We start from the raw sequence: 12361 nt of genomic DNA, 5'->3' as shown, positions 1-12361 counted from the left end.
AAAGGAGATCTCCCATGCTGAATCGCACCTCCCAGGCTGTTGCCGTTGCTCTCACCCTTGTCGTCACCAGCATTCCTGCCCTTGCCCAAGGCCTTGGCGGCGATACCTACAAGGCGAAATGCCAGATGTGCCATGGCGCCGACGGACTTGGCGCTACGCCGGCCGGCAAGTCGATGAAGGCAATTCCCTTCAACGACCCGCAGATCCTGCAGAAGTCCGACGCCGAACTGATCGAAGCTACCACGAACGGCAAAGGGAAGATGCCCGCTTATAAGGGCAAGCTCACGGACGCGGAGATCAAGGGAGTGATCGGCTACATCCACACTTTGCAGAAGAAGTAGTCGAGGGACAGGGCAGGTATGAGCTGGTTCACCAGATTTGAGAAGGAGTGGCTCAGGCCATCTCTCTTTTTCGGGAACAACCCGATCAGCTTGATTGGCGGAGCGCTCACCAGCGCGTCAGCCCTGACCCTGGTCGGCTTCTGGGTCGTGGATATCTTCGGCCACGGCGGTTCGACCAATCCCTACATCGGGATCATCTTCGATCTCTGCCTGCCTGCGATCTTTGTCCTTGGCCTGCTTCTCATTCCAATCGGCATGTGGCTGCGCCATCGTCACCTGGTAGCTCTCGACCGCCTGCCTGCGGTCTATCCCAAAATTGACTTTGCCGACCCCATCTTTCGCCACGGAGTCAATTTTGTTGTCGTAGCCACCTTCATCAATTTTGTCATTGTCGGCACTGCAAGTTACCGCGGCGTGGCGTACATGGATACGCCCAACTTCTGCGGCCAGGGCTGCCACGTCATGGCTCCTGAGTGGAAGGCTTATGGCGTGGCCTCGCATTCCGGCGTTGCGTGTACAGAATGTCATGTCGCGCCCGGAGTTCCCGGCTATGTCCACGCCAAAATGAACGGCACCAGGCAGTTGCTCATGGTCATTTTTCACAACTACCCGCAACCGATTATGCCTGGAGACAGGCTGCCTCCCGCCAGCGCAACCTGTCTCAACTGTCATAATCCGGATCGATCGATCGGCGACAAGCTCCTGGTAAAAACATCCTACGGTGATGATGAAAAGAACGCCGTCTCGCGAACCCTAATTGTGATGCATATCGGCGGCCGCAATCAATTTGGCAAGCTCAGTGGCATTCACGGCGCCCACCTTGGCCATATTGAATTCGTTGCCACCGACTCCCACCGCCAGACCATCAACTTCGTCAGCAAGCGAAATGACGATGGTTCGGCCACTGATTTCAACTCTGGTTCGACAAGCGGAACCATTACCGGCCAGAGGCATGAGATGGACTGCATTGACTGCCACAATCGTCCAGCGCACTCCTTCGATACTCCAGAGGACGCGCTCAACAAGGACATGGCGGCTGGCACTCCTTCCGCCTCCCTGCTGTTCGTTCACAAGCAAGGACTCGTGCTCATAAGAGCCAGCTACACCTCCGCTGAGGAGGCAACCGCCAAAATCACTGGTGGTCTCGAAGGCTTCTATCGATCTCAATATCCGGATATCTGGAACAGCCAACGCGTGCAGGTGGAGCAAGCGGCCAATGCACTCGTTTTGATCTATAACCAGAATGTCTTTCCATTCATGAAAGTCACATGGGGCACGCATCCAAACAACATAGGTCACTCCGCCGCCTTGACAGGAGGGTGTATGCGTTGTCACGACGGAAGTCATACGGCGAAGAATGGCACTAGCATCACGAATGACTGCTCAATGTGCCATAATCTGGTTGCTGTCGACGAGCCCAACCCCAAGCAGTTGGCCGATATAGGTCTCCAATAGACGTAGAGAACTTGATTGAATGCGAGCGTAAACCGGATAGCCTTTAGTGCGCCAAACGATCGTCTTCAACCCTCCAGATCGAGTCTTGACGCTCAGAGCGGACGAGATGATTCTAGAGGCAGTCCGATCCTGTAAGGAGAACTCTTGATGAGCGATCTCGCAAGTCTGGTGGAATCGACTACCGTGGATCCATTGGTCAGCCATCCTCCGGACTTTCACGTCTTTTATCAGTTTCTGGAGCGTTGCAAAAATCTGCCGGCAATCACCACCACAGTTTGCTGGCCACTCTCCGAGGTGGCGCTGCGCGGCGCAACTGAGGCGGCTCAGGCCGGAATCATCAAGGCCACGCTGGTTGGACCGACGATGGCATTAGATGCATTGGCCAGGAAGGCTCGGCTGGATATCACCGGCTATCCGATTGTTGATGCCGCAACGGAAGAACTAGCGGCCCAGATCAGCGTAGCCATGTGCCGCAGCGGGCAGTCTCAGGCTCTCATGAAGGGTAGCCTGCATACCGATGAACTGATGCGCGTGGTGATGGCTCGGGATACCGGGCTGCGCACCTCAAGGCGGATCTCACACGTGTTTGTGATGGATACGCCAGCCTACCCGCGCACTCTGCTTATCACAGATGCCGCGATCAACATCGAGCCTGAGTTGGAGGACAAGGTTCACATCGTCCAAAACGCTATCGAACTTGCTCATGCACTTGGGATCCCCGAACCGAAAGTAGCCTTGCTGTCCGCGATTGAAACTGTTAATCCCAAGATCAAATCAACCCTCGATGCCGCTGCACTATGCAAGATGGCCGAGCGCGGTCAGATCACTGGCGGGATGCTGGATGGTCCGTTGGCCTTCGACACCGCAGTGAGCGCGAAAGCCGCACAGATCAAAGGGCTCGTGTCTCGGGTGGCGGGGCAGGCGGATATCTTGGTGGTGCCGGATCTTGAATCCGGCAATATGTTGGCCAAGCAGCTGGAGTATCTGGGGGGCGCGCAGTTGGCTGGGATTGTGCTGGGGACGAAAGTTCCGGTGATTCTTACGAGTCGCGCGGACTCAGCGGCGACGCGTCTAACTTCTTGTGCCGTGGCGATGTTGCTGCACTATGCGCTGGACCCGCTGGAATCTCATTGCGCCTGAGCTATCCGGTCGCAATGGTGAGCGTGAGCGTGTCATTGAACGGCAATTGCCGAGCCGAATGGAGACGTATCCTTCTTTCGCACATCTCCGGCCACGATGAACCGTTGCAGCAAGGCGCAGAATGATTTGAAACCTCCCAGTGCTTCGACCACGGTACACAATAGCTGTTGATATTAGTTGGTTGTTATTTACTTTCAGATTGCACTGAAAACCGGTGATTACGATGCGACGCAAGTCACAGAGAAAGAGTGACGTATATTACATTCTCCATGAAGAGGCAGGACTATCGTATCCATAGAGGTAACTGCAGATGGAAGAAGAGATTCTGAAACTGCACAAGCTGCGCTGTAGCTCGTACATCATCAAGCCTATCGATTTCGACCAATTCCTTCGCTCAGTTCGATTGATCGCTGAGTATTGGTTTACGTTTGCGGTCTTGCCGACCGCAAACGGAAGCACGTTTCATCTCACCCTTCCTGAAACGCCTTAACCTAGCGAAGGCCAAAAAGCAACTTATGTTATTCCTCGGCAGGTCTGGCGGTTGCCAGACGCAGTGCCCAGATGCGCTTGACCTGGCTGAGGCTGCACCCGGTTAGAGCTGCGGTTTGCTTGATTGTCTGGCCGGCGGTGCGTAGCGCGATGATGCGGTGGTGGGCAGTAGTGTCAGGGATACGACCCATGTATTTGCCAGCGATCTTGGCGAGTCGTACCCCTTGGCGTTGCCGTTCTCGGCGAGTTTCATAGTCGTCTCTGGCCATTTGCAGAGCCAGTTTCAGCAACAACTCCTGCACAGATTCCAGAAGTATTCGTGCAACTCCGTGAGCCTCTGCCGCGAGGTCCGATAGGTCTACGACGCCCGGAACTGCCAGCTTGGCACCCTTGCTTCTGATCGAAGCGACCAATTTCTCAGCCTCAGCCAGTGGCAACCGACTGATCCGGTCGATCTTTTCGGCGACGACAACCTCGCCTGATTGGAGGTCGGCGATCATGCGCAGCAGTTCTGGCCGGTCGGCGCGGGCCCCCGAGGCCTTCTCGCGGTAGACCCCGGCGACATAAAAGCCGGCAGTGCGGGTACTGTGCTCGATTTCGGTCTGGCGAGTAAGATCTTGATCATCGGTGGAGACTCGGAGGTAGATTCGGGCGATTTTCATAGGCGGGCGGTCAAGTTGGGTATACGCCACTTGGCCAAGTTGTAACCATGTGGCCAAGAAGCGCGAAAGACAATTCTACTTGGCCATCTCCCATTTGGCCATCTATATTGGCTACCAGCCGAATCAACCCACTGCGAAACCAGGATTCCCCACCGCTCCTGCGATCGCGCCGGGGAGTGTTTGTAGCCGATGAAGCAGGACTGGCATCCAGACGAGCTGGCCCAACACTGGACACTCTCCGGCGAAGAGCGCGCCTTGCTGGGCAATAAAGCTGGCGCTACCCGGCTCAGCTTCGCTGTTCTGCTCAAGACGTCTCAATTCGAAGGACACTTTCCAGAGCGCCGCGAGGAAGTTGTAACCACGATCGTTTTCCATTTGGCCAACCAGACCGGTGTGCCACCGGGGGCATACCTCGAAGAGGAATGGAGCGAGAGGACTCAGCGCCATCAGCGCGCCCAGATCGAGAGTACTGCGGTTTCCAGCTCTTCCATGCCGAAGATGAACCGGCTTTTATTGCGTGGTTGAAAGAGCGGGTCGCCTCATTCAACCCAGAAGCGGAGGCATTCAAGATTGCAGCGTACGGCCATTTGCGCACGCTGCGTCTGGAACCACCGTCACCTGAGCGGATGCGCCGTCTTTTGCGACTGGCGGTTGGGCAGCGTGAGGAACGGATGGTGGCGGAGGCCACGGCGCAGCTTATGCCCGCCACCCGCCAAGCCCTGGATGCTCTGGTCAACACCCAGATCCCAGGGAGTGCCGCCGACGTGGATCAGATGCCGTTGTTCCCATACGCTCCGAGCTTGCCGCGGTGAAAGACGATGCCGGTGCGGTGAGTGTCGAGACTGTCCTGGATGAAATCGCCAAGCTCCAGCAACTGCGTGCACTGAATTTGCCGGAAGGACTGTTTCGCGGCGTGCCCGCCAGGCTGGTTACACAATACCGCCAGCGCGCCGCCAGCGAACCTCCTCGCGAGTTGCGGCGTCATCCACCCGAAGTCCGTTATACGCTGCTGGCCGCTCTCTGCTGGCAGCGACAGAAGGAAATCACAGACAGCCTGGTCGAACTGTTGATCCGCATAACCCACCGAGTAGGCGTGCGCGCAGAGGAGAAGGTAGACATCGAGCTTCTGAAATTTGCCAAGAAGGTTGTGGGCAAGGCCAGGTTGCTGTACAAGCTCGCCAAAGCCGCCAAAGACCAGCCAGACGGGATCGTGAAAGACGTAATCTACCCCGCAGTAGGCGAAAGAACGCTGGAAGAACTGATCCAGGAAGTTGAGGCAGCCGAGAAGCACGAACGGCAGGTGAAGGTGGTGACGCGCGCATCTTACAGCCATCACTACCGCCGCATTGTGCCAGCTTTGGTCGAGGTTTTGTCGTTCCAGTGCAACAACGACCGGCATCGCCCGGTGATGGATGCGCTGGCTCTGCTCTACAAATACCGCGATCGCAAGACCGCAGTGTTTCCCACAAGCGAGGAGGTGCCGCTGGACGGCGTGGTGAGTGACGATTGGCGAGAATTGGTGCTGGACGATGCGCACGAGGGAGCGATCAATCGCATCTCCTATGAGTGGTGTGTGCTGACAGCATTGCGCGAAAAAGTGCGTTGCAAGGAAATATGGGCGAAGGGCGCGCATCGCTTTCGCAACCCCGACGAGGATCTGCCACAGGATTTCGATCTGCGTCGCGACGAGTACTACGCGGCGCTCAACTAACCTCGTGATGCGGGAGCGTTTGTACAAAAGATACGCGCACGGATGGAGGCCGCACTCACCGCCTTCGATACTGAGTTACCAACCGACAAGCAAGTCAAAATCGTCCCCACCAAAAAAAGCAAGGGACGCATCGTCTTGTCGCCGCTGGAGGCGCTGCCCGAGCCGTCCAACATCGTGGCATTAACAGCTGCATTGGTCGAACGCTGGCCCATGACAAACCTGCTCGACATCTTGAAGGAGACGGAATTGCGCGTCCACTTTACCGATGCGTTTCGCACGGTTGGTGCCCGCGAGGTTCTTGATGGAGACTTTCTGCAACGTCGCCTGCTTTTGTGTTTGTATGGCCTGGGAACAAATGCCGGCCTCAAACGAATGTGCAGTGGAGGAGGCGAGGACGGCTACGCCGACTTGCAATACATCCGTCGGCGATACATTACGAAAGAACAGTTGAGAGCGGCAATCGCCAGAGTATGCAACGCTATCTTCCACACCCGCAATCCGAGGCTGTGGGGCGAGGGAACCACGGCGTGTGCCTCGGACTCGAAACAGTTTGGGGCCTGGGACCAGAACCTGATCACTGAATGGCACGTGCGCTATAACGGTCGCGGCGTCATGATCTATCGGCACGTCGAGAAGAACTCAGCGTGCATCTACTCGCAACTGAAATCGCCTTCTTCCTCAGAGGTTTCCTCCATGATCGAAGGAGTGCTGCGCCATGACACGGAGATGGACGTGGAGAAGCAATACGTGGACACTCATGGGCAGAGCGAAGTCGGTTTCGCTTTCAGTGATCTTTTGGGGTTTGAGCTTCTGCCACGCTTGAAAAACCTCAAGAAACAGCGGCTTTATAGGTCGCAAAGTGGTGCGCCGGAAAAATACGCCAATCTGCAGCCGATCCTGACCCGCCCAATCAATTGGGAGATCATCGAACAGCAATACGACGAGCTCATCAAGTTCACGACTGCTCTGCGCCTGGGGACTGCGGATGCTGAATCCATCCTGCGACGTTTCACCAAGAACAACGTGCAGCATCCGACCTATAGGGCGCTGTGCGAGTTGGGCAAGGCCCTGAAAACCATCTTCCTGTGCGATTATCTCCGCCAGGAGCAGCTGCGTCGGGAGATTCACGAGGGCTTGCAGGTCATCAAAAACTGGAACAGCGCCAACAACTTCATCCTCTATGGGAAGGGCGGCGAGTTCGCCAGCAACAGGCTGGAAGACCAGGAAATCCTCATGCTGTCACTGCATTTGCTGCAAATCAGCCTCGTCTACGTGAATACCCTCATGATTCAGCAGGTGCTGGAGGAAGAACAATGGCGGGATCGGCTCACGGCAGTAGACCTCCGCGCCCTCTCGCCCCTCAAGTGGCAGCACGTCAATCCCTACGGCACCTTCACCCTCGATATGCGGCAGTGCCTCCCGCTCAAGCGGCCAGCCGCTGACCAGAAGGCGAATATTTTGCCGCTTTTTCGGCCTTCGCTAGGTTAAGGCCTACTTGCCGGAGAATCTGCCGCGCCAGCGTCAGGCTTTCGCCTCCGGCGCAGGCTTCGGCTGCGCATAGAAAAGTCCTCATAAACACGCATCTCACCACGAATCACCCTTCGATGACACATCGTCGCCGAGCGCGACTGGAATCCGGTCCGAGCCTGACGCGCAGGGTACAATTACGCTAACCACTGTCGATGATTAGCGGCATGGTATGGTGCGGCAGTCACGGATTCATCGTGACGACTGGAAGAACTTGAGCGTATCCAGCGGGGTCGCCCCGAGAACAAACACTCTCTATCAAACTCAGTGGTAATTTCCTTATGGAGAAAACCAATGAGAGCAACACTACCGGGTAATAGAGCTCCGGGATTCATCCGGGACATGTTCCTGGAATCGCTAGATTATGTTTCAAACGGTTCCTGGCTAGATTTCCTTGACGAGGAGTTCGGCGAGAACAACATCTGGTCAGAGAAGCTTCTGTCCAGGTGGAAAGCCATGAGCAACAGAGAACGCGGTCTTTGGCTGATTGGCTTACTGTGGAACGATCGAAGCATCTTGTCGAGCGTCAATTGCAGCGTCCTCGAGCTTCCACCAGGGAGCACTTATGCTCAAAGGGGTTCGCAAACTGAAGGATGATTGGCGGCAGGAACTTCTGCCGGATAGTCGGAATGCAGCTTGACTACTCACAATGGGCCGGGAGCAATCCGGGCCTTGTTGTTCCTGCTGACTCAGAGTTACAGTCCGGCTTGCTAAATGCCAAATTCAACGGGAGGATTTACCGACCCACCAAGTTCAGTGAAGGCCTTCAGGCTGGCCCAGTCGACTGGGAGCTGAATCGCAGGAAGCAGAAAGCGAAGGATCACGCAGAGGACAAACAGTGGGCGGTAATCCAGGCAAACGTCAGGCAGAGCAGAGGTCACTCGGTGGTCGTCTTTGATCGATCCTGAACTGGCTGGGAACAGTCTTCCCGCGGCCGTGAAGCAAGTCCAACTGTACCCAACCGCCTCACACTGTCGGAACCGCGGGGCGTTTAGCAAGCTCTCCGCGCAACCCGAGGTTTTCAAAGATCAATTCCTCATAACGCTCGAATAAGGGATCGTGCATCTCAGACAGTGCCTACATCTTAATTTGAATGACTTCGATGTCAGCTGTTGCGCTGTTGAGATCTCGCTTGATGCTTTCAATCATGGACTTTATCGATATTCCGGTGATGATCGCCATATCTCCCTCATCGAATTCAACCCGATGACCAAATCAGGTTCTGTCGGTGCTTGCAGAATGATGTGCTCCGACTCACTTGGCGTTTGCCAACCAACGTAGAGTCGATCTCTTCCGATATCGATCGATCCGAAAACCGCAGGAACGGTCTTCGGATCGGTCGAGGTAAGGAGGTGGGCAGAATGCCCAAACCAAGAGGCGGGTGGCTCACGGTTGCTAGCAGTGTCGTGCTTGACTGGCGATTCCTGCTGGCCTTGGTTGTTCTACTTCGAATGTTGCTTCGGTAACCCCAGAACTTCGTTCGCTGCACCCAGGGGCGTCCACCGCCCCCTGGGCCGGACGGCCCGATAACAGTTTGTGCTTGGAGTTGGAAGAAAGTCAACAAAGAATCTGGCCGCGCCAAAGGAAGCGGAAACTGCCAGATACAAAACGTTCGAGCGTGCAGGGTTTGATTTGTTGGCAGATTGAAAAGGGAAGGGTGCTTCACTGTTCGTGAATCCCCAGGTCGGCCGCAAGCCAACCGGATGGGTCATGCTCTAGCCTACTGCTTGAACCAGTAGACCAAGGTGGCGATTGACGTAGGCGATACCTGATAAGGAGGTTCCAGCCGCCGGAACAATCCAAACCCAGTGAATCCATTCATGTACGAGGGACTCCGGAAGTCAACTGGAAGTTTGTGGCGTCGGCTTTCTTCAGGAATCCATGTACTTCCTCCACGGCTGCCAGCTCTCAGATTCGGAAGGGACAGACCAGCCTGCATGCGTGCTCCCGGGGCCGCTTATTGGAAGTCCCTGAACCGTCATGTGCTGTGGGCTGACAAGAAGGTCAAGGGTCCGGATTTGCATCTTCCCGGCGCTCGATGTTGCTTTGTCGTGCAGGTGGTCTATTGTCGTGCAAAACCATCGAAAAGGACTGCATTGGAGAGATTCTGGAGACTCTGGAGAAGAGATGGAATTCGACTAAGCAGCTTTTATTCTATGCCTTACGTTGAAAATCAAATAAATATGAGAAAGAATGGCGGAGAGAGTGGGATTCGAACCCACGTTACCTTGCGGTAAACACGCTTTCCAAGCGTGCGCCTTCAGCCACTCGGCCATCTCTCCGGCTGTCAATCCATCTTCATGAGTGTACCAGATTCGTCGCGCGAAAAAGCCGATAGCAGCGCTCAAGGCCAGGGCTGTGAAAGCGTTTACAGTGAACAGTTTCATGCTGTATAGTTTGCTTGCAGATCGCCCTCCAGGAATTCAATTCGCGCAGGCTCTGGCGATCTTCCGGGGCGACCCAATATTCAACTCCGGTTCTCCGGGAGGAACCCTCCGTGCCAAGCATCACTCGTCGCAATCTGCTCCGTTCGACTGCCGTGTCCGGCCTCGCCTTTGGTGTATCGTCTCTCATTGTTCGTTCAGCATGGGCTAGTGCTGACGCGCTTGCGGCCGCATCGGACGCCGCACTGCCGGCGCTCGCTCCCCGAGAAAAGCTCCTCTTTGATTTCGGTTGGAAATTTCAATTCGGCAACTCCATCGATCCGGCCAAAGATCTCGCCTTCGGCAACGGTCAAGGGGACTTTGCAAAGACCGGAGAATTTGAGTTCGCAAAAGTCAAGTTCGACGATTCAAAGTGGCGCGAACTCGATCTGCCTCACGATTGGGCCGTTGAATTGCCGTTTGTTCACGACGAAGTCCAGAACTCGCACGGATTCAAGCCCGTCGGCCGCCGCTATCCTGACACCAGCGTCGGATGGTACCGTCGCACCTTCGACATTCCGGCATCGGATGCAGGCCGCCGAATCACCATCGACTTCGACGGTGTCTTCCGCGACATTCTGGTTTGGGTCAATGGCTGTTTCGTCGGCCGAAACGACAATGGTTACGCTCCATTTCACTTCGATCTCACAGACTTCCTCGCCGTTGGCGCAAAGAACTGCATCGTCGCCCGCGTGGACGCCAGCTTCGGCGACGGATGGTTCTATGAAGGAGCCGGAATCTATCGCCACGTCTGGTTGACCAAAACAGACGCAGTTTATCTCGGCAAGTTTGAAAGCTACGCCCGCGCCTCGCTCAACGGCACTTCCTCAACCATCAGTCTCGGAACGGAAGTCCGCAATGCTGGTGCGATAGCTGCCAATGCCAAAGTGAGTTGGAAGATCCTCGATACAGAAGGCAAGACCGTCGCCACTGCCGATGCAGCCCAGCAATCGATCACAGCTGATGGCTCCGCGGTCTTTACAGCGACCACGAATCTCGCCAATCCAGCTTTGTGGTCCACGGAATCACCCAATCTCTACAACGCGATCGTCACTGTTGAGTCAGCCGGAAAGTCCGTCGATGCCGAGCAATTCAACTTCGGTGTCCGAACGGCCGTCTTTGACGCGGACAAGGGATTTTTTCTCAACGGAAAGCCCCTCAAGATACAGGGCACCTGCAATCATCAGGATCATGCCGGCGTGGGCGCAGCATTGCCAGATCGTCTGCAGTATTTCCGCCTTGGCGTACTCAGGGAAATGGGCTGCAACGCAGTCCGCACCTCCCACAATATGCCTACGCCGGAGTGGGTCCAGGCCTGTGATCGCCTCGGCGTCATGATGATGTGCGAAACCCGCCAGATGAGTTCCAATCCCGAAGGTCTGGCCCAACTCGAAGCCATGGTCAAGCGCTATCGGAACTCACCCTCCATTATCATCTGGTCCATCGGCAACGAAGAGTGGCAGTTACAAGACCCGCTCGCCGAACAGGGCGCAAAGATCGCAACCACCATGGTCCGCCGCTGTCACGAACTCGACCCCACACGCGTCGTTTCCGCCGCCGTTAACGGCAACAATGAAAAGGGCGTCTCGGAGGCCTTCGACATCATTGGTTTCAACTACAACCTCAAGTTCCCCGACGAATTCCACAAGAAGAACCCGAAGCGTCCCGTCTATGGCTCAGAAACCTCCAGCGCCATCGCCACGCGCGGCGTCTACTCAACCGACCCGCTCCGAAATACAGTCAACTCGTATGACGGCGTCGTTCCCTGGGGCGAGACCGCGGAGGAATGGTGGAAGTTCTACGGCACCCGCGACTGGATGGCAGGCGGATTTGCCTGGACCGGCTTCGATTATCGCGGCGAACCCACGCCTTACGGCTGGCCGTCCATCAATTCCCAGTTCGGCATCATCGACATGTGCGGCTTTCCCAAAGACACCTTCTACTACTACAAAGCCTGGTGGGGCCAGGAACCGGCATTACATGTTTTCCCCCACTGGAATTGGACCGGCAGGGAAGGCGAGCCAATTAAGATATGGGTCTATTCCAACCTCGACGAAGTCGAACTCTTCGTAAACGGAGTAAGCGCGGGCAGCCAGAAAGTGCCGCACCTTGGCCATCTCGAATGGACTGCAAAATATCAACCGGGAAGCATCGAAGCACGCGGCAGTAAGGATGGAAAAGTCGTCCTAACCGAGAAGCGAGAAACCACCGGAGACCCAGTCAGCATCCGGCTAACAGCGGACCGAACCGAGATCAACGCCGACGGCGAAGACATCGCAATCCTTCGCGTCGAAGCCCTAGACAAAGATGGCCGCCCGGTTCCGACCGCAAGCAACCTGATCGGCTTCAAGATCTCGGGGGCAGGGAAGCTCATCGGAGTAGGCAACGGCGACCCCAACTGCTTGCAGTCCGACAAAGAACCGAAGCGCTCACTCTTCAACGGGCTCGCTCAGGTAATCCTGCAGTCCACAAAACATCCGGGAGAGATTCGCATCGAAGCAGTCAAGGAAGGCTGGGATGGCCCGGAACTGACTCCGACCAAACTCACCATTACAACAAAGAAAATCGCACTTCGTCCGCAGATGGCTTGATAGCTTAATGGTTTAGAGCGCT

At 55.9% G+C, this 12361-nt stretch carries 8 protein-coding genes, 1 tRNA gene and 1 pseudogene; 8 read left to right on the top strand and 2 right to left on the bottom strand.

The annotated features are described in order from the left end of the window. The first annotated feature begins 14 nt into the window (after nt 1–14). The 3 genes from OHL23_RS10875 to OHL23_RS10865 all read left to right on the top strand — a co-directional run bounded on the left by OHL23_RS10875 (nt 15) and on the right by OHL23_RS10865 (nt 2936). Nucleotides 15–341: a c-type cytochrome gene (locus OHL23_RS10875; protein WP_263351910.1), complete on the top strand. Its 327-nt coding sequence runs from the start codon at nt 15–17 to the stop codon at nt 339–341. A gap of 18 nt (nt 342–359) precedes the next feature. Then, nucleotides 360–1796 carry a cytochrome c3 family protein gene (locus tag OHL23_RS10870; RefSeq protein ID WP_263351909.1) on the top strand — a complete coding sequence of 479 codons (1437 nt, stop codon included), beginning with the start codon at nt 360–362 and terminating at the stop codon, nt 1794–1796. A gap of 147 nt (nt 1797–1943) precedes the next feature. Further along, entirely contained in the window at nt 1944–2936 is a 993-nt protein-coding gene (locus tag OHL23_RS10865) for a bifunctional enoyl-CoA hydratase/phosphate acetyltransferase (RefSeq protein WP_263351908.1), read from the top strand. A 518-nt stretch (nt 2937–3454) separates the two neighbouring features. Here the strand turns inward: OHL23_RS10865 and OHL23_RS10860 are convergent. Then, entirely contained in the window at nt 3455–4087 is a 633-nt protein-coding gene (locus OHL23_RS10860) for a recombinase family protein (protein WP_396127331.1), read from the bottom strand. A 189-nt stretch (nt 4088–4276) separates the two neighbouring features. Here OHL23_RS10860 and OHL23_RS10855 point away from each other — a divergent pair, with 189 nt between their 5' ends. The 4 genes and pseudogenes from OHL23_RS10855 to OHL23_RS10840 form a co-directional block, all read left to right on the top strand. Further along, nucleotides 4277–4612, top strand: a complete 336-nt coding sequence (locus tag OHL23_RS10855; RefSeq protein WP_263351907.1) for a DUF4158 domain-containing protein — start codon at nt 4277–4279, stop codon at nt 4610–4612. Next, the gene (locus OHL23_RS10850; RefSeq protein WP_263351906.1) at nt 4609–4899 is read left to right on the top strand and encodes a hypothetical protein; all 291 of its coding nucleotides are present in this window, start codon (nt 4609–4611) and stop codon (nt 4897–4899) included. The genes OHL23_RS10855 and OHL23_RS10850 overlap by 4 nt, the downstream gene beginning before the upstream one ends. After that, nucleotides 4896–5798 (top strand): hypothetical protein, encoded by a 903-nt coding sequence (locus OHL23_RS10845; protein ID WP_263351905.1) that lies wholly within the window; start codon nt 4896–4898, stop codon nt 5796–5798. Before OHL23_RS10850 ends, OHL23_RS10845 begins: the two co-directional genes overlap by 4 nt. A 12-nt stretch (nt 5799–5810) precedes the next feature. Beyond that, a pseudogene (locus OHL23_RS10840) lies at nt 5811–7286 on the top strand (Tn3 family transposase); the annotation flags it as partial. 2233 nt (nt 7287–9519) lie between these two features. Here OHL23_RS10840 and OHL23_RS10835 read toward each other — a convergent pair. Next, nucleotides 9520–9607 (bottom strand) — tRNA-Ser (locus OHL23_RS10835). 215 nt (nt 9608–9822) lie between these two features. Here OHL23_RS10835 and galA point away from each other — a divergent pair. Beyond that, nucleotides 9823–12339 carry a beta-galactosidase GalA gene (galA, locus tag OHL23_RS10830; protein WP_263351904.1) on the top strand — a complete coding sequence of 839 codons (2517 nt, stop codon included), beginning with the start codon at nt 9823–9825 and terminating at the stop codon, nt 12337–12339. Nucleotides 12340–12361 lie beyond the last annotated feature (22 nt).

The organism is Acidicapsa acidisoli (assembly GCF_025685625.1).
Classification (GTDB): Bacteria; Acidobacteriota; Terriglobia; order Terriglobales; family Acidobacteriaceae; genus Acidicapsa; species Acidicapsa acidisoli.
Note: the sequence above shows the minus strand (reverse complement) of the source record. Positions and strands in the feature narration are given on the sequence as shown.